Raw genomic sequence first — 17,383 nt, forward strand, 5'->3', positions numbered from 1 at the left:
TTTAATATAAGAAATCAATTGTTTACTGCATATTTGAATTTATCGACATCAAATATTTCTTTGGCGTGGTGGCAAATTTCTTTTTGAAAGCCGCTATAAAATGACTTCCGGTACTGTACCCAATTTTGAGTCCTACTTCATTCACATTATAAGAACCGCTGTCGAGTAATTTTCGGGAAAAATCCATTTTGTAGTCAAACAGAAACCCATAAACGGTATCACCGTAAATTTGTTTGAAACCCATTTTTAGTTTCTTAAGATTCAAACCTATTTCATCCGCCAATTCCTGTAATCCGGGCGGTTCGGCCATGTTGGCAATGATGATTTCTTTAGCTTTTTTAATCTTCATTACATTATCTTCGTCAATTAGAAACGGACATTGTTCTGCATTTGGATCTTCAGTTCGGTTGAAATACAAACTCAATAATTCATATCCTTTTCCTTTGTAATACAGGTTTTTTATGGACGGATGCAAGCTGTAATGAAACAATTGCGACAAAACAATTGCCATAGACGGACTAATATTTCCTTCGTTGTAATATTTTTTGTCTTTATTGTCAGCACTTAAAAAAGTGATATAATCCGCTTCTGTCGAAAACAAGGCATGAAATTTTTTGATAGATATAATCACAGAAATCACCCAGGAATTTGGTGCTAACTCCAGATTTAAAGGCAATTCTTTCTGAGGATTGTATAAAAGCAATGATTTTTCTTCTTTTAATTCCAAAGCATAATTACCCTGATTGAAGATGAATTTGGCTTTTCCTTTGATTCCAAAGTGAAACTGAATCAAACCACTACCCACTTCTCGTTGCGCATTAAAGGAATCGATGCCGTCATTTTGAAAACGAATGAGCGTAAAATCATCTTCAATTTTTATAATTTCCTGAGAACCCATAGCGATATTTTTTTAAGATGAAAATGATATTTGTCAGACTTTTTTATTTATAATAATTCTAAATAAGGTTATTCAAACAACTTGATTTCACTACAAAAATAGAATTTTTTACAATAAAATAAGCAATTAGAACTAAAAAATCACTTAGCGATACAAAAAGAACTTCTAGCGTTACTTTTATAAATACTATAGTGATAATTTTGTGCCACTTTCTGGAAAAGTGCAAATATGGAAAACAATAACACATCAAAGCATCACTATTTTTACGCGGTTGGATTGAGCTATAAAAAAGCAGATGCTGAGATTAGAGGGAAGTTTAGTTTAGATGCCGCTGCAAAAACGCGTTTACTGGAACAAGCTAAGAATGAAGGAATAGAGAGTTTAATAGTCACGTCTACCTGCAACCGTACTGAAATTTACGGCTATGCAGAACATCCATTTCAATTAATCAAATTAATTTGTGAGAATAGTCAAGGATCTGTTGAATCATTTCAAAAGGTAGGTTTTGTTTATAAAAACCAAGAAGCGATTAGTCATTTGTTTCGTGTAGGAACCGGTTTAGACAGTCAGATTCTGGGTGATTTTGAAATTATTGCCCAAATAAGAAATTCCTTTTCACAGTCAAAATCGTTGGGTTTAGCCAATGCTTTTATGGAACGATTGGTCAATGCCGTAATACAAGCAAGTAAAAAAATAAAAACTGATACAGAGATTAGCTCTGGAGCGACTTCGGTTTCTTTTGCCGCAGTTCGCTACATTATCAACAATGTGCAAGACATTGGAAATAAAAATATTCTTTTATTTGGTACGGGTAAAATTGGTAGAAATACGTGTGAAAATTTAGTGAAACATACTAAAAACGAACACATTACGCTAATTAACAGAACCAAAGAAAAAGCAGAGAAATTAGCCGGTAAATTGAATCTAATCGTAAAAGATTATTCAGAGTTGCATCTTGAACTGCAAAAAGCGGATGTTGTTGTTGTGGCTACTGGCGCTCAAAACCCTACGGTTGATAAAGCAATTCTGAATTTGAAGAAACCGTTACTGATTTTGGATTTATCGATTCCGAAAAACGTGCATGAAGATGTGGAAGAAATTGAAGATGTTACGCTAATTCACATGGATTATTTGTCGCAACTAACAGACGAAACTTTAGAAAACAGAAAAAAACACATTCCTGCAGCAGAAGCAATCATTGAAGAAATAAAAGAAGAATTTATTACGTGGACCAAAGGCAGAAAATTTGCGCCTACAATCAATGCGTTAAAAGCAAAGTTGAATGCGATAAAAACATCTGAATTGGATTTTCAAAGTAAGAAAATTTCAAATTTCAATGAAGAGCAAGCGGAGATTATCAGTAACAGAATTATTCAAAAAATAACGACACACTTTGCCAATCATTTGAAAGATGATGACACTATGGTAGACGAAAGTATCGAATGGATTGAAAAAGTTTTTAAAATTGGAGTGACTACAAAATAATGAATAAAACCATACGCATAGGAACCCGCGATAGTGAACTCGCGCTTTGGCAAGCCCACACCGTCGAAAAAAGATTAAACGATTTAGGATACAAAACCGAAATCATAGCGGTAAAATCACAAGGAGATATTCTTCTCGACAAACCACTTTACGAATTAGGAATCACAGGAATTTTCACTAAAACACTGGATATCGCCATGATCAATGGTCAGGTTGATATAGCGGTGCATTCGATGAAAGATGTTCCTACAGCTTTACCAATAGGAATAGTGCAAGCAGCTGTTCTAGAAAGAGCTACTACTTTAGATATTTTAGTGCATAAAGGAAACCTTGATTTTCTAAATGGAAATGGAACTATTGCAACGGGAAGTCTCCGCCGCCAAGCCCAGTGGTGGAATAAATATCCCGATCATAAAGTTGTCGATTTGCGTGGAAACGTGAATACAAGAATGCAAAAACTACAGGATAATGACTGGAACGGAGCTGTTTTTGCGGCAGCAGGACTGGAAAGAATCAACTTGAAACCTTCTAATTATATCGATTTGGATTGGATGATTCCAGCACCGGCTCAAGGCGCTATGGTAATTGTTGCTATGGCAAATGATGATTTTTGCAGAGAAGCCGTTTCTGAATTGAATGATATTGATACCGAAGTATGTACGCATATCGAAAGACAGTTTTTAAAAACACTCGAAGGCGGTTGTACGGCACCAATAGGGGCTTTAGCAGTTTTTGTAGAAGATGATATTTGGTTTAAAGGAGTCCTTTTTTCTATCGATGGAAAGCAAAAAATCGAAATCGAAAAAACGGTTCCGATGCAAGAATGGAAAAAATTAGGATTTTATTGTGCCAAAGAAATTATAGAGAATGGCGGAGCAGAACTGATGAGAGAAATTAAAAATAATTTGAAGAAATAATGAGCCAAACAAGTATTTTATCTACCAAAACATTGTCGGCAGAACAAAGGCAAGTATTTATTGATGCTAATTTTGATCTTTTAGAACAAGATTTTATCGAAATAAAAAATAACCTTTTTGAACTGAAGACCATCAACAACAATTTAATTTTTAGTAGCCAAAATGCTGTTTTAAGTTTGATGGAACAAAACGGTTGGGAAGTTTTAAAGACGAAACCTGTTTTTTGTGTAGGGATCAAAACCAAAGAATTACTGGAATTGCATGGCTTTACGGTTGATGTGTATTTGGATTACGCCTCTGAATTAGCCGAAATAATCACTTTAATTTACAATAAGGAAAGTTATACTTTTTTGAGCGGAAATTTGCGTAAGGAAACGTTGCCTGAAGCCTTAAAAAGTGCCGGTATAACTTTTAATGAAATCGAAGTGTATCAAACAACATTGGCACCTTTTAAAATATCAGACCAAGAGAATTTTGACGGAATCATGTTTTTTAGCCCATCTGCCGTTGAAAGTTATTTGACAAATAATAAAATCAAGAATGAAGTTTGTTTTTGTGTAGGCACTACTACAGCATCAGCATTAGAAACAAAGAAAATTAAAAACATAGTAATTGCCGAAACACCAACGATTGAAGAGGTGATTGAGGAAGTTATTGAATATTATACACCGGAAAGCATCTAGCAATCTGCTAAAATTCAAATACATGATCAAAAACGACCTATTTTTAAGAGCACTAAAAGGAGAAACTGTACAACGTCCACCAGTTTGGATGATGCGTCAAGCGGGAAGATATTTACCTGAATTTATTGCTTTGCGTGATAAATATGATTTTTTTACACGTTGTCAAACGCCAGAATTAGCTGCTGAAATAACCGTACAACCAATACGAAGAATTGCTCCGGATGCTGCGATTTTGTTTTCGGATATCTTGGTAATTCCACAGGCCATGGGGATTGAGGTGTTGATGAAAGAAAATTTTGGTCCGTTTTTACCAAATCCTATTCGTACGATTCAGGATGTGGAGAAAGTAATTGTTCCGGATGTTCATGAAACATTAGGGTATGTTTTTGACGCGATCAAATTGACCAAAGAAATGTTGAATGATGAGGTACCATTAATTGGTTTCGCAGGTTCTCCATGGACAATTATGTGTTACGCCGTTGAAGGTAAAGGTTCTAAAAGTTTTGACATGGCCAAAGGATTTTGTTTCCAACATCCAGAAGCAGCGCATGTTTTATTGCAAAAAATTACCGATACCACGATTTTATATTTAAAAGAAAAAGTAAAAGCAGGAGTAAACGCCGTTCAAATTTTTGACTCATGGGGCGGAATGCTTTCTCCGGTGGATTATCAGGAATTTTCATGGAAATACATCAACCAAATCATTGAAGCTTTAGCCGATGATGCACCGGTAATTGTTTTTGGAAAAGGATGTTGGTTTGCATTAAATGAAATGGGGAAAAGTAGAGCTTCGGCACTTGGTGTGGATTGGACCTGTTCGCCAAGAAATGCACGATACTTGTCAGGAGGAAACATTACGTTACAAGGAAATTTTGATCCATCTAGATTATTATCTCCAATTCCAGTGATTAAGAAAATGGTACATGAAATGATTGACGAATTCGGAAAAGACAAATACATCGTGAATTTAGGTCACGGAATTTTACCAAATATTCCTGTGGATCACGCGAAAGCGTTTATTGACGCAGTGAAAGAATACAATCAGTAGTATACATTTTTCAGAAAACTGGATTAAAGTCCAGCCTTACCAAATGTACCGAGCCGATGGCTCTCAGAAGTTCGTAAAAGTTCCATAGGAACGGCGTGTTTTGTAGCAACGGATTTTAATCCGTTGAATAATGAATAATTAAACAATGCTAAACAAAGGATTACGAGACCAGGAAAGTATTAGAATAGACAATGTGCTAAAGACCTTGCTTTCAATCGTTTTTGTGCCTAAGTTTTGGGATTTAGAAGATAAAATAAATATAGAAGATCAATTGAAAGACTTTGGATTAAACATTCAAAGTCTGATTGATTGTAATGAAAAGGATTTAATTACGCATTTATTGCGTTGCCATTTGGACTGGCATCAGTTGGAGCAATTTGCCGATTTTTTGGTTAAAAGTTCAAAAGAGAATCCGTTTGATTTTTCTCAAAAAGCAATTGCGATTTACAATTACATTCAGCAGGAAAGCAAGGTTTTTTCTTTTGGAATTAATAGTAAAATTGCGGTTGCAAAAGCAAATTTATAATGAAAGAACAATTTTACCAATACATACAAAACCTGCAAGACCAAATCTGTAAAGGATTGGAAGCCGTTGAAGGTCAGGCCAAATTCCGGGAAGACCTTTGGCAAAGACCGGAAGGTGGCGGTGGAAGAACCCGCGTGATTGAAAACGGCAAAGTTTTCGAAAAAGGCGGTGTCAATATTTCGGCAGTTCACGGGAAATTACCGGAAGCGATGCAAAAGATGTTTAATGTAGGCGAGGCTGATTTTTTTGCCTGTGGATTAAGTTTAGTTTTACATCCAGTAAATCCCATGGTGCCAACCGTTCACGCCAACTGGCGTTATTTCGAAATGTACGATGACAACGGAAATGTAATCCAGCAATGGTTTGGTGGTGGACAGGATTTAACACCGTATTATCTGTTTGAAGAAGATGCAGTCCATTTTCATCAAACGTGTAAAACCGCTTGTGACAAACACAATCCGGAGTTTTATCCAAAATATAAGAAACAATGTGATGCCTATTTCTGGAATGCGCATCGCAATGAAGCCCGCGGTATTGGCGGGTTGTTTTTCGATTATTGCAAAGCAACTCCAGAGATGAGTATGCAAGATTGGTTCAATTACGTTTCAGAAGTGGGCAATAGTTTCCTCGAAGCGTATGTTCCAATTGTAGAAAAAAGAAAAGATTTACCCTATAATCCAGAGCAAAGAACGTGGCAGGAAATCCGCCGCGGTCGTTATGTAGAGTTCAATTTAGTTCATGACAAAGGAACTTTGTTTGGTCTAAAAACCAACGGAAGAATCGAAAGTATCCTGATGAGTTTACCGCCACACGTGCAATGGGTATACGATCATCACGCAGAAGCCGGCAGCGAAGAAGAAAAATTAGTCAACGTTTTAGAAAATCCAAAAAATTGGATTTAAATAGTTAAACCATTAAGAAATTAAGGAAAATTAAGTTTAAAACCTTAATGAACCTTAATTTCTTAATGGTTAAAAAAATAAATTAAAGTTTAACTTTAAACGAAAACAATATGTTCCCATTACACAGAGGCAGAAGATTAAGAACGAACGAATCTATAAGAAGTTTAGTTCGTGAAACGACATTAAGTCCATCAGATTTTATGTTCCCAATGTTCATCGCAGAAGGCGAAAATGTAGAGGTCGCTATTCCTTCTATGCCAGGAATATTTCGTCGTTCGCTCGATTTAACAGTAAAAGAAATACGTGAACTATTCGATTTAGGCATTCGTGCGGTCAATATTTATGTAAAAGTAAGCGAGAATCTAAAAGACAATACAGGCATGGAAGCTTGGAATCCAAACGGATTAATGCAAAACGCCATTCGTGCCATTAAAACAGCTTGTCCGGAAATGATTGTAATGCCAGACGTAGCATTGGATCCGTATTCAATTTATGGCCACGACGGAATTATTGCAAACGGCGATTTAGCCAATGATCCGACTAATGATGCTTTGGTAAAAATGGCCGTTTCTCATGCGCAAGCCGGAGCCGATTTTGTAGCGCCATCGGATATGATGGACGGACGCGTGTTGCGTTTGCGTGAAGGTCTTGATGCTGCCGGATTTCATAATGTAGGTATTATGAGTTATTCGGCAAAATACGCTTCTGCTTTTTATGGACCGTTCCGTGATGCATTAGATAGTGCGCCAGTGGATAGCGAAAATATCCCTACAGATAAAAAAACATACCAAATGGATTATGCCAATCGCATCGAAGCCATCAAAGAAGCGTTGTGGGATGTAGAAGAAGGCGCCGACATGGTTATGGTAAAACCAGGAATTGCCTATTTAGACATCGTCCGTGAGGTTAAAAATGCGGTAAATGTTCCGGTAACCGTATACCAGGTTTCGGGAGAATATGCGATGATTAAAGCCGCTGCCGAAAGAGGTTGGTTGGACCATGACAAAATCATGATGGAGCAATTAATGTGCATCAAACGCGCTGGAGCCAGTTTAATTTCGACTTATTTTGCTAAAGAAGCTGCGATACTTTTAAACAAATAGAAATGAAAAAATGTTTAATAATCGCTGTTTTATTGCTTTCCAATAGCATTTTTGCACAAGTTGAGGTGGTTTCCACTTTCATTGAGAAATGGGATAATTCCAAAGATTATTTAGTAGCCGCTGCAGAAGCTATGCCGGAAGATAAATACGATTACAAGCCTATTGAACGTGAAATGTCGTTTAGAGAACAATTATTTCACATACAAGACAATATGAATTGGTTGGGCACAACGCATTTTTCGGGAGAGAAATATGTAAAAAAAGAAGCGGTAAAAGGACTTTCAAAAGCCCAAATGATTCAAGAAATAAAAGCCTCTTTTGATAAAGCAAAGACATTTGTAGCAAAAACCAATGATATTGAACTGTCCCAAAAAGTAGATTTTTTTGCTGGTCCAAAATCAAAATTACAAATACTCAACTTGATGCAAGATCATGTTACCCATCACAGAGCGCAAATTTTAGTATATTTGAACCTGAATGGAATTCAACCTCCCAAGTATATTGGTTGGTAATTTTGCAATTTAGATACTTATAATTAAACAAATTAACATGAGAAAGACGTTGTTTTTATTTGCCGTTTTAGCCTTAGCTTCTTGTAAAAAAGAAGAAGTCAAAAAAGAACCTTTATACCCAACTACTACAGAAGAAGTTGCGCAAACTCCAGAGGAATTAGGAGAAGAAATTTTCAAAGGAAAAGGAAATTGTGTTACTTGTCATCAAGTAGACAAGAAAGTGATAGGACCTAGTCTGCAAGATATTGCTAAGATTTATAAAGATAAAAACGCAAGTATCGTAACGTTTTTAAAAGGCGAAGGTGAGCCTATTGTTGACCCAAGCCAATATGAAGTAATGAAAACAAACTTCGTTGTTACCAAAGCCATGTCTGATGAGGAATTGAAAGCCTTAGAAGCTTACGTATATTCAAATTTGAAATAATTTATACTGAACTTGTTTCAGTATCTGGAGCTAATCCCGCTCTACGCTATATTCCCGATAAACAAAAACTACGGCTAAAAAGCCTTGTTTTTCTAAATCGGGAGATGCCGCTGCTATCGGGGCTAAAATACAAGAACCATTCGTCTCTGCGAATGGTTTTTTTATGTTCAAAACATTTTGAGCATATTTATTCCTGAACTTTGTTGCTTCTTTAGGAACAATGTGGGTAATTTTTATATCTTTAAAATATGGAAACAGTACACATCAAAACACCTTTGGGAATTGCCACAATAACAGGCGATAAAAATGGAATTTCCCAAATTTCAGTTTCCGATGCGGGCGAAGTTTCAAACGCAATTCCAACTGTTTTGCAAGAATCTGTTACTCAACTTAACGATTATTTTGAAGGCAAGAGAATCGATTTTGACTTTGCACTCAATCCAAAAGGTACTGAATTCCAACAAAAAGTCTGGAAATCTTTATTGGACATTCCTTATGGGAAAACCAGAACCTATCTCGAACAATCCAAAATTTTGGGCGATGTCAAAGCCATTCGAGCCGTTGCTTCTGCCAACGGGAAAAATCCGCTTTGGATTGTCATTCCGTGTCACAGAGTCATTGGAACAGATGGTTCATTGACAGGATATGCTGGTGGTTTGTGGCGAAAAAAATGGTTATTAGAACATGAGAATCCAACGACACAACAAAGTTTGTTTTAAAAGTGACTTCTTAGATAGTTAGACAAGTTAGATAAAAAAGGAGTTTAAGTAAGTCCAATCAAATTTATAAGCCAGTCTAAAAAATCTAAGGAGTCTAACAAAATCTAAAATATGATAGAAAAAATAAACCTCAATAACATCCTGTTTCTTGACATAGAAACCGTTCCAGAAGCCGAAGATTTTAATGCACTAGATGCTGAAATGAAAGACCTTTGGGAGCATAAAACCCAATACCAGCGCAAAGACGAATACACGCCTGAGGATTTTTATGACCGAGCGGGAATTTGGGCCGAGTTTGGGAAAATCGTTTGTATCTCCGTGGGTTATTTTACTATCAAAGGCGATATTCGGAATTTTAGGGTGACTTCTTTTTTTGGTGAAGAAAAGAAAATATTGTTGGATTTTAATAATTTGCTGAACACTCATTTCAACCAGCCGCAACATGTTTTATGTGGGCACAATGCCAAGGAATTCGATATTCCGTTCCTCGCCCGACGCATGATTATCAACCAAATTGCCATTCCTAATAAGCTGAATTTATTTGGAAAAAAACCATGGGAAATTCCACATTTGGATACGTTGGAATTGTGGAAATTTGGCGATTACAAGCATTTTACTTCTTTAAAATTAATGTGTAAAGTCCTTGGAATCCCTTCTCCAAAAGGCGATATCGACGGCAGTCAAGTAGGACATGTTTTTTATGTAGAAAAAGATATTGACCGCATTGTAACCTATTGTGAAAAAGACACGATCGCCGTAGCACAGATTTTCCTGAGATTACGCAGGGAAGAATTGTTGATTGAGGACGAAATTATTCATGTATAGATGAAGGAACTCAGATTTAATCTGCGTAAATCCGTGCAATCTGTGTTTGAATTTTTGGTGCTTTGTATGCTTAAATAATTACATTTACAAAAATTATAGATTATGGTATTGAGTAGATTTTGGTTGGTCATTTTTATTTCAGCAATTGTATTTGTAGTGTTTAGTTTGTTTTCGGGAGACAGTTATACCATTGACCACGTTTTGAACGGAAAGAAAGATGATCCAATTCTGGTTTCGGAGAAATTTGCCGAAGAACTTCCTGCCTTTATTAAAGACAGCATCAAAAAAGCACCAGAACAAACCATGATTATCAATAGGGACACGCTAAATGCGGATACTACCTATGTTTTTAAAAACAAAACCGTAAAAATTTACAGTGGTGTTCAAAAATCAGATGGTTTATTGCCAACGTGTAAAAGTACTTTACTAGATTTAGTCCTTCCGCTGATGGCCTATTTGGCTTTTTTCTGTGGATTGATGGAACTTTTAATCATCTCCGGAGCCTCTGGAAAATTAGCTAAAGCATTGAGTCCCGTTTTTGTAAAAGTGTTTCCGAGTATTCCTAAAAACCATCCTTCTATTTCTTATATGACTTTAAATTTTGCAGCTAATTTCTTAGGATTAGATTCCGCTGCAACTCCTTTTGGTTTAAAAGCTATGGAAAGTTTACAAGAAATAAATCCAGAGAAAGATAAGGCGAGTGATGCACAAATTATGTTTATGTGTTTGCATGCTTCGGGTCTTACTTTGATCGCAACTTCTATTATAGGATATCGTGCTGCGGCTAATGCGAGTAATCCTGCTGATGTGATGCTGCCTTGTATCATCACTTCTTTTATCGGTACGATTGCAGCCTTTTTAATTGTTGGAATCAAACAAAAAATCAATTTCAAAAGTGCTTCTTTGGTGATTGTATTGATGACATTAATAGCTGCAATTGTGGGTTTGTTGATGTATGTAAATCATTTGGATTTAATTGGAAAAAACTATTTTACTTCTAATCTTTCTGCTTTAATATTAATTGGAATTATTGCTTTTACCTTGATTTTTTCGTTTTTCCATGAGAAAAAATTTACTGAAGCATCTACTACAGTTTTTGAAAGTTTTGTAGTGGGAGCTAATAATGGTGTAAAAACCGGAGTGACTATTTTTCCTTATGTATTGGGCATGTTAGTAGCCATTTCTCTGTTTAGAAACAGTGGTCTATTTGAAATTATTAGCAATTGGATCGCTTTCATTTTTTCTAATATGGGCGTAAGTAAAGAAATTACAGATGCTTTACCGGTTGCGTTGCTTCGTCCCTTTAGTTCTGCCGGATCAAGAGGGTTTTTGATTGATTCTATGAACACTTTTGGTCCCGATTCGTTAACGGCAAGATTGAGTAGTATTTTTCAATGTAGTGCCGAAAGTACTTTTTATGTGATAGCTGTTTATTTTGGTTCTGTAAACATTAAAAACACGCGTTACGCATTAGGAACAATGCTTATAGTCGATTTGATTTGTGTGATTACGGCTATTTTTGTGGCGACTTGGTTTTTCTAAAAATATAAATTTTAACGTGATTTAGTTTTTGGGTGGAAACGCAAATCGAAGCATAAAAAAACCACAATCTCAGTACTATCTGGGATTGTGGTTTTTGTGCATTTTAAGCGGAGGTGTTAATCAATTTCCATCTCAGGAACGTCACCTTCAATAATTAAATCAGCTTCAGTAGAAGCGATGATATGTGCCACGGTTACACCTGGTGCGCGTTCTAATAATTTGAAACCCTGTGGAGTTATTTCTAAAACCGCTAATTCGGTTACTACTTTTTTAACGCAACCGACCCCCGTTAATGGTAAGGTACATTTTTTAAGTATTTTGGATTCTCCGGCTTTATTAACATGCATCATAGCAACAATAATATTTTCGGCCGAAGCCACTAAATCCATTGCGCCTCCCATTCCTTTGACCATTTTACCAGGAATTTTCCAGTTGGCTATATCACCGTTTTCGGCAACTTCCATGGCACCAAGGATTGTTAAGTCAACATGTTGTCCACGAATCATTCCAAAACTGAATGCCGAGTCAAAGAAACTGGCTCCGGGCAAAGTAGTGATGGTTTGTTTTCCTGCGTTGATTAAATCAGCGTCTTCATCGCCTTCAAAAGGGAAGGGACCCATACCGAGAATTCCGTTTTCGCTTTGAAATTCAACGTCAATTCCTTCTGGAACATAATTAGCCACTAAGGTTGGGATTCCGATTCCGAGATTGACGTAATAGTTGTGTTTTAATTCTTTTGCAATGCGTTTTGCAATTTGATTTTTATCTAAAGCCATAATTAGAAAATTTTTCTCACGGTTCTTTGTTCAATTCTTTTTTCATATTTAGCACCTTGAAAAATTCTATTAACCAGTATGCCCGGAATATGAATTTCATTTGGATCTAAACTTCCTGCAGGCAATAATTCTTCTACTTCGGCAATGGTGATCTTTGCTGCTCCAGCCATACATGGATTGAAGTTTCTTGCGGTTCCTTTGAAAATTAAGTTTCCGGCTTCGTCCCCTTTCCACGCTTTTACGATGGCAAAATCAGCTTTGAAAGCGTGTTCCATAACATGCATTTTTCCATTGAATTCGCGGACTTCTTTGCCTTGGGCTACTTCAGTTCCATAACCGGCAGGTGTAAAAAAAGCGGGGATTCCTGCTTGTGCAGCACGACAACGCTCTGCTAAAGTTCCTTGTGGAATAAGATCCACTTCGAGTTCTCCGGAAAGCATTTGGCGCTCAAATTCAGCATTTTCTCCTACGTAGGAAGAAATCATTTTTTTGATTTGACGCTTTTGCAAAAGCAATCCAAGACCAAAATCATCAACACCCGCATTGTTTGAAATACAGGTTAAATCCGTAGTTTCTTTTTTTACTAATTCGGAGATGGAATTTTCTGGAATACCACACAATCCGAAACCGCCTAGCATGATAGTCATCCCGTTTTCAATTCCTTGAAGGGCGTCCTGAACGTTGTTTACTTTTTTGTTAATCATAAAAATGAGTTGCTATTTGTCGAATTTTATTTAAAGATGAAGTAAGTCTGCATGTAATACTAAGAAAAACAGAATTTAATTTAGAGAACCAAAGCCCTAGCCCAGATAAAAGCGACATCCTTTCTGGTGCTGATTTTTTCAGGACCAGAAAGATATAGCGGTTAGCTGGATTAGCTCCAGATGAAAATTTTATAATTCAAATTCTTCGGTATCTTGTTCTACGGCCGTCGTATCTATTACTTTTTTAGGAACGTAACAGTCTACTTTTATAGAAAGATTCGCAGGTCTTTCAAAGTTTTCCTTAGAGACTTTAAGGGCTGGATCAGCATAACAAAGTTTCATGAAATAACCCCAAACCGGCAATGCGGCTGTGGCTCCCTGACCATAAGTAATGCTTTTGAAACGTGCCGAACGATCCTCACAGCCTACCCAAACTCCAGTTACAAGATTAGGTACCATCCCCATAAACCAACCATCAGACTGGTTTTGAGTAGTACCTGTTTTTCCTGCAATAGGGTTTTTAAACGAATATGGATAACCGGTCCAGCGGTTGTCTCCGTTACCGCCGCCAGTGGTGCGTAAACGGTCTCCAGAACCACCTTCGGTTACCCCTTCCAGTAATTTGATCACTGCATAAGCAATGTCTTTGTTTAAAACATCATGCGATTCAGGTATTGGTTCGTAGATGATAACGCCACTTTTATCTTCAATTTTTGAGATAAACTGTGGTTTCATATATACGCCTTGGTTGGCAAAAGTGCTGTATGCGGCAACCATGTCTTCGACTGTAATTTCTACCGCTCCTAATGCAATGGATGGTTGGTTTACAATTTCGGATTTTACCCCTAATTTATGGGTTAAATCGATTACGGCTTCCGGACCAACTTTGTCAATTAATTTTGCAGATATTGTATTTATGGAATTCGCTAAACCTCTTTTTAAGGTTACCATTCCGCGGTATTTATTGTCTGAATTTTTAGGTTCCCAATCTTCTGTAACATGATGACGCCCTTTTCTGATTACGAATGGTCCATCAACAATCGAGTCACACGGGGACATGTTTAACTGTTCGATAGCAGTGGCGTAAACAAATGGTTTGAAAGTAGAACCTACTTGTCTGGCACCTTGTCCTACGTGATCGTATTGAAAATATTTGTAGTTGATGCCACCAACCCAAGCTTTTATATTACCGGTTTGCGGCTCCATGGCCATCAATCCGGATTGTAAAAAGTGTTTGTAATAGCGGATAGAATCCATTGGTGTCATGATGGTGTCTCTATCACCTTTCCAGGAAAATACGGTCATTTCTGTTTTTTCGCTAAACGATTTTATAATTTCTTCATCGCTTTTATCGAGTGATTTCATCACGGCCCATCTGTTAGAGGATTTCATGGCCTGATTCAGAATTCGCTGTGTTTCTACGGAAGAAATATTGACAAAAGGCGCGTTTTTATTGCCTTTAGATTGAGCGAAAAACTCTTCTTGTAGATTCGCCATATGGGCTGTCACCGCTTCTTCAGCATGCAATTGCATTCTGGAATCAATGGTGGTGTAAATTTTCAGACCGTCTTTGTAGATATCATAATCAGAACCATCCGATTTTTTGTTTTCTTCAGCCCATTTTTTCATATAATCACGCAGATATTCTCTGAAATAGGTAGCCGTTCCGTCTTTATGTGTTTCTAATTTGAAGTTTAATTTGATCGGTAAACTTTGAAGTCTTTCTTTCTCTTCATTTGAAATGATTTTCCCCTTTTCCATTTGCAAAAGCACTACATTTCTACGGTTTTTTACTCCTTGAGGGTTTCGGATAGGATTATATAAACCTGAGTTTTTAAACATTCCCACTAATATAGCCGATTCACTGATGGTTAAATCTTTTGGTTCTTTGGAGAAATAGGTTTTTGCCGCGGAACTTACCCCTACAGAATTATTTCCAAAATCATATACATTACAATACATGGCAATGATCTCATTTTTAGTGTATTGTCTTTCTAATCGAATAGCGATAATCCATTCCTTTATTTTTTGTACAATTCTAAAAGGCAGAAATTTAGATCCTTCTCCGTGAAATAATTGTTTGGCCAATTGCTGTGTTAACGTACTGGCTCCACCGCTGGTTCCTAAACTGGAAATAGCTCTCAAAGTTCCTCTTCCATCAATACCGGAGTGCTCATAAAAACGGGCATCTTCAGTAGCGATTAGTGCTTGTACTAAGTTTTTTGGCAAGTCTGAATAGCGTAATTGAGACCTGTTTTTTTCAAAATATTTACCTAAAACTACTCCGTCAGCCGATATGACTTCAGTAGCTAAGTTTGAATCTGGATTTTCTAAATCTTCAAAAGAAGGCATCGAACCGAAAAGCCCCCATGAAGCAAATAAGAAAAATAAACCGACTGCACCCAAGCCTATAAAAAATATTTTCCAAAATTTCTTTTGATAGTGCGCAATGTCTTTTACAGTACCTCTTGCTGGATTGTTATTTTTTTTGATAGCCATAATACTATTTTATTCTTTTTTTTCTATTCTAAAACCTACTTCTGTAATTCCGTCTAAAGCCGTTACGCCGGGAACTTTGCCGTTTTCTCTAACTGCCTGTTTGATATAGACTTTGTATTTTGATTTGAACCGCACATTTTCCTTGTAAAAGAGTTTGCTTTCTTTTATGTCCGAAAAACCATCGCCTAATAATGTTCCGTCCGGATCTGCCATTTGGTATTCAAGCGTGTCCACTTTTGTAAAGCCATTTGGCAATTCCAAGGCTACAATTAAAAACAGATTATTGTATTGATACTTGTTATTGGCTCTCAAGTTCACAAATAAATTATATCGTTTTGTGGAGTCTAATTCTGGTAAATCGAACGTTACTATGCTGTCTTTGTGCCAAGCACTTCCAACAGATTTATATTCATCAAAAACTCTTTTTTTATCACAGGAAGAAAAAAGAATCACCACTAAAAGAAGTAAAGCGCTATTTTTTATCCACATTTTTAGTAATAATTATTGGTTTTCTTGGTTCCGCAGGCTTTTTGTCATTTGGAGTCTGACGGGTATTATTATTATTATTATTATTTGCGGGCTTGTTGTTATTTGCTACAATTGCATTTTCACTAACTGGTTTGCGTTTTTTATTTGCTTTTTTCTTTGGTTTTGGCTGGTCAAAACGAGTTAAGCTTTCCTGACCCATTGCATTATTGAAGTTTTTCTCTGGTTCAACAATTAGCTCGATAGCATAATCTTCTAACGAAGAAACTTTATTTTTTAGTTTGTTTTCGGCAACAATTTCTTTGACGTGTTCAATTTTCAGCACATGCCAATTAGCAAAATTATTAGTATAGGCAAACCACATCAATCCTTTGAAAATATCTTGTTTTTGGCAAATTGCATCTCCTTTTTCAGTTACCAATTTTGTTTCGAAATCCGGGAAATCTTTTAACGCATCCATGTACGTGTCCAGCTCATAATTCAAGCAACATTTTAATTTTCCGCATTGTCCTGCCAGTTTTTGTGGATTCAAAGACAGTTGTTGGTAACGTGCTGCAGAAGTATTTACACTTCTAAAATCCGTTAACCAAGTAGAACAACACAATTCTCGCCCGCAAGAACCAATGCCGCCTAAACGAGCCGCTTCCTGACGAAAACCTACTTGTTTCATCTCGATACGAGTACTGAATTCTTTAGCGAAATCTTTAATTAACGCACGAAAGTCAATACGGTCATTTGCGGTGTAGTAAAACGTAGCTTTTGATCCGTCACCTTGAAATTCAATATCCGAAATTTTCATTTCCAGTTTTTGAGCAATGGCTAATTCACGAGCACGAACTTTCATAGGTTCTTCTTTGTCTCTGGCGGTTGACCAAATATCAATGTCTTTTTGGGATGCTTTTCTATAAATTTTCGGAATTTCATTACCCAAGTAATTCGCTCCTTTTTTCTTCATTTGAATTTTAACCAATTCTCCGGTCAAAGTAACAATTCCTATATCATGACCTGGAGAAGCAACAGTAGCAACAATATCACCAATGCTTAACGTTAATTTCTCAGTATTGCGGTAAAATTCTTTTCTTCCATTCTTGAAACGTACTTCAACACAGTCAAAAGGTGCGTCGCCATTAGGTAAACTCATATTAGAAAGCCAATCGAAAACCGTTAATTTATTGCAGCTATCGGTGCCGCAAGTCCCATTATTTTTACAACCCTTAGGTGCGCCACCATCAGAAGTTGAACAACTTGTACATGCCATAATCTTATATCTAGTGTTGCGACGAGCACAACTTAAGTTCTTAAAACGTTTAATTTGTAAAGATAGTATTTTTTAA

Annotated in this window: 18 protein-coding genes; 12 read left to right on the forward strand and 6 right to left on the reverse strand. The window is 36.6% G+C overall.

Annotated elements, in window-relative coordinates; translation table 11 throughout:
* Nucleotides 1-22: 22 nt before the first annotated feature.
* On the reverse strand, nucleotides 23-898 hold the full coding sequence (locus tag ACNQGD_RS04755) for a helix-turn-helix domain-containing protein (protein WP_417998481.1): 876 nt from the start codon (nucleotides 896-898) through the stop codon (nucleotides 23-25).
* Nucleotides 899-1,126: 228 nt separating this feature from the next.
* On the opposite strand from ACNQGD_RS04755, the gene hemA reads away from it, so the two are divergent.
* The 12 genes from hemA to ACNQGD_RS04815 all read left to right on the forward strand — a co-directional run bounded on the left by hemA (nucleotide 1,127) and on the right by ACNQGD_RS04815 (nucleotide 11,584).
* A complete protein-coding gene (hemA, locus tag ACNQGD_RS04760) occupies nucleotides 1,127-2,383 on the forward strand; it encodes a glutamyl-tRNA reductase (RefSeq protein WP_417998482.1) in 1,257 nt (418 codons plus the stop codon).
* Nucleotides 2,380-3,300 (forward strand): hydroxymethylbilane synthase, encoded by a 921-nt coding sequence (gene hemC, locus ACNQGD_RS04765; protein ID WP_417998635.1) that lies wholly within the window; start codon nucleotides 2,380-2,382, stop codon nucleotides 3,298-3,300. Before hemA ends, hemC begins: the two co-directional genes overlap by 4 nt.
* Nucleotides 3,300-3,983, forward strand: a complete 684-nt coding sequence (locus tag ACNQGD_RS04770) for a uroporphyrinogen-III synthase (protein WP_417998483.1) — start codon at nucleotides 3,300-3,302, stop codon at nucleotides 3,981-3,983. Before hemC ends, ACNQGD_RS04770 begins: the two co-directional genes overlap by 1 nt.
* 22 nt (nucleotides 3,984-4,005) lie before the next feature.
* A complete protein-coding gene (gene hemE / locus ACNQGD_RS04775) occupies nucleotides 4,006-5,031 on the forward strand; it encodes a uroporphyrinogen decarboxylase (RefSeq protein ID WP_416845867.1) in 1,026 nt (341 codons plus the stop codon).
* Nucleotides 5,032-5,176: 145 nt separating this feature from the next.
* A complete protein-coding gene (locus ACNQGD_RS04780; protein WP_417995681.1) occupies nucleotides 5,177-5,557 on the forward strand; it encodes a hypothetical protein in 381 nt (126 codons plus the stop codon).
* On the forward strand, nucleotides 5,557-6,459 hold the full coding sequence (hemF, locus tag ACNQGD_RS04785) for an oxygen-dependent coproporphyrinogen oxidase (RefSeq protein WP_417998484.1): 903 nt from the start codon (nucleotides 5,557-5,559) through the stop codon (nucleotides 6,457-6,459). Before ACNQGD_RS04780 ends, hemF begins: the two co-directional genes overlap by 1 nt.
* 110 nt (nucleotides 6,460-6,569) lie before the next feature.
* Nucleotides 6,570-7,562 (forward strand): porphobilinogen synthase, encoded by a 993-nt coding sequence (gene hemB, locus ACNQGD_RS04790; protein ID WP_417998485.1) that lies wholly within the window; start codon nucleotides 6,570-6,572, stop codon nucleotides 7,560-7,562.
* Nucleotides 7,563-7,564: 2 nt separating this feature from the next.
* Nucleotides 7,565-8,074, forward strand: a complete 510-nt coding sequence (locus ACNQGD_RS04795; protein ID WP_417998486.1) for a DinB family protein — start codon at nucleotides 7,565-7,567, stop codon at nucleotides 8,072-8,074.
* A 37-nt stretch (nucleotides 8,075-8,111) separates the two neighbouring features.
* A complete protein-coding gene (locus tag ACNQGD_RS04800) occupies nucleotides 8,112-8,498 on the forward strand; it encodes a c-type cytochrome (RefSeq protein ID WP_417998487.1) in 387 nt (128 codons plus the stop codon).
* A 248-nt stretch (nucleotides 8,499-8,746) separates the two neighbouring features.
* On the forward strand, nucleotides 8,747-9,217 hold the full coding sequence (locus ACNQGD_RS04805) for a methylated-DNA--[protein]-cysteine S-methyltransferase (protein ID WP_417998488.1): 471 nt from the start codon (nucleotides 8,747-8,749) through the stop codon (nucleotides 9,215-9,217).
* 111 nt (nucleotides 9,218-9,328) lie between these two features.
* Nucleotides 9,329-10,042 carry a 3'-5' exonuclease gene (locus tag ACNQGD_RS04810; RefSeq protein ID WP_417992950.1) on the forward strand — a complete coding sequence of 238 codons (714 nt, stop codon included), beginning with the start codon at nucleotides 9,329-9,331 and terminating at the stop codon, nucleotides 10,040-10,042.
* 102 nt (nucleotides 10,043-10,144) lie between these two features.
* Nucleotides 10,145-11,584 (forward strand): nucleoside recognition domain-containing protein, encoded by a 1,440-nt coding sequence (locus ACNQGD_RS04815; RefSeq protein WP_417998489.1) that lies wholly within the window; start codon nucleotides 10,145-10,147, stop codon nucleotides 11,582-11,584.
* Between the two features lie 116 nt (nucleotides 11,585-11,700).
* Here the strand turns inward: ACNQGD_RS04815 and ACNQGD_RS04820 are convergent, their stop codons facing one another.
* The 5 genes from ACNQGD_RS04820 to ACNQGD_RS04840 all read right to left on the reverse strand — a co-directional run bounded on the left by ACNQGD_RS04820 (nucleotide 11,701) and on the right by ACNQGD_RS04840 (nucleotide 17,307).
* Entirely contained in the window at nucleotides 11,701-12,360 is a 660-nt protein-coding gene (locus ACNQGD_RS04820) for a CoA transferase subunit B (protein WP_417992955.1), read from the reverse strand.
* 2 nt (nucleotides 12,361-12,362) lie between these two features.
* Nucleotides 12,363-13,064, reverse strand: coding sequence for a CoA transferase subunit A (locus ACNQGD_RS04825; RefSeq protein ID WP_417995672.1), 702 nt, complete (start codon nucleotides 13,062-13,064; stop codon nucleotides 12,363-12,365).
* Nucleotides 13,065-13,253: 189 nt separating this feature from the next.
* Nucleotides 13,254-15,563: a penicillin-binding protein 1A gene (locus ACNQGD_RS04830; RefSeq protein ID WP_417998490.1), complete on the reverse strand. Its 2,310-nt coding sequence runs from the start codon at nucleotides 15,561-15,563 to the stop codon at nucleotides 13,254-13,256.
* Nucleotides 15,564-15,572: 9 nt separating this feature from the next.
* Entirely contained in the window at nucleotides 15,573-16,052 is a 480-nt protein-coding gene (locus tag ACNQGD_RS04835; protein WP_417998491.1) for a gliding motility lipoprotein GldH, read from the reverse strand.
* Nucleotides 16,036-17,307 carry a PSP1 domain-containing protein gene (locus ACNQGD_RS04840; RefSeq protein ID WP_417992959.1) on the reverse strand — a complete coding sequence of 424 codons (1,272 nt, stop codon included), beginning with the start codon at nucleotides 17,305-17,307 and terminating at the stop codon, nucleotides 16,036-16,038. The genes ACNQGD_RS04835 and ACNQGD_RS04840 overlap by 17 nt, the downstream gene beginning before the upstream one ends.
* Nucleotides 17,308-17,383: the final 76 nt, after the last annotated feature.

The organism is Flavobacterium glucosi (assembly GCF_048286535.1).
In the GTDB taxonomy this organism is placed as follows: Bacteria; Bacteroidota; Bacteroidia; order Flavobacteriales; family Flavobacteriaceae; genus Flavobacterium.

Bases quoted from the DNA above. Each gene is read 5' to 3' on its own strand.
- ACNQGD_RS04755 (WP_417998481.1), bottom strand. From the start codon at position 898: ATGGGTTCTCAGGAAATTATAAAAATTGAAGATGATTTTACGCTCATT.
- hemA (WP_417998482.1), top strand. From the start codon at position 1,127: ATGGAAAACAATAACACATCAAAGCATCACTATTTTTACGCGGTTGGA.
- ACNQGD_RS04770 (WP_417998483.1), top strand. From the start codon at position 3,300: ATGAGCCAAACAAGTATTTTATCTACCAAAACATTGTCGGCAGAACAA.
- hemE (WP_416845867.1), top strand. From the start codon at position 4,006: ATGATCAAAAACGACCTATTTTTAAGAGCACTAAAAGGAGAAACTGTA.
- ACNQGD_RS04780 (WP_417995681.1), top strand. From the start codon at position 5,177: ATGCTAAACAAAGGATTACGAGACCAGGAAAGTATTAGAATAGACAAT.
- hemF (WP_417998484.1), top strand. From the start codon at position 5,557: ATGAAAGAACAATTTTACCAATACATACAAAACCTGCAAGACCAAATC.
- hemB (WP_417998485.1), top strand. From the start codon at position 6,570: ATGTTCCCATTACACAGAGGCAGAAGATTAAGAACGAACGAATCTATA.
- ACNQGD_RS04795 (WP_417998486.1), top strand. From the start codon at position 7,565: ATGAAAAAATGTTTAATAATCGCTGTTTTATTGCTTTCCAATAGCATT.
- ACNQGD_RS04800 (WP_417998487.1), top strand. From the start codon at position 8,112: ATGAGAAAGACGTTGTTTTTATTTGCCGTTTTAGCCTTAGCTTCTTGT.
- ACNQGD_RS04805 (WP_417998488.1), top strand. From the start codon at position 8,747: ATGGAAACAGTACACATCAAAACACCTTTGGGAATTGCCACAATAACA.
- ACNQGD_RS04810 (WP_417992950.1), top strand. From the start codon at position 9,329: ATGATAGAAAAAATAAACCTCAATAACATCCTGTTTCTTGACATAGAA.
- ACNQGD_RS04815 (WP_417998489.1), top strand. From the start codon at position 10,145: ATGGTATTGAGTAGATTTTGGTTGGTCATTTTTATTTCAGCAATTGTA.
- ACNQGD_RS04820 (WP_417992955.1), bottom strand. From the start codon at position 12,360: ATGGCTTTAGATAAAAATCAAATTGCAAAACGCATTGCAAAAGAATTA.
- ACNQGD_RS04825 (WP_417995672.1), bottom strand. From the start codon at position 13,064: ATGATTAACAAAAAAGTAAACAACGTTCAGGACGCCCTTCAAGGAATT.
- ACNQGD_RS04830 (WP_417998490.1), bottom strand. From the start codon at position 15,563: ATGGCTATCAAAAAAAATAACAATCCAGCAAGAGGTACTGTAAAAGAC.
- ACNQGD_RS04835 (WP_417998491.1), bottom strand. From the start codon at position 16,052: ATGTGGATAAAAAATAGCGCTTTACTTCTTTTAGTGGTGATTCTTTTT.
- ACNQGD_RS04840 (WP_417992959.1), bottom strand. From the start codon at position 17,307: ATGGCATGTACAAGTTGTTCAACTTCTGATGGTGGCGCACCTAAGGGT.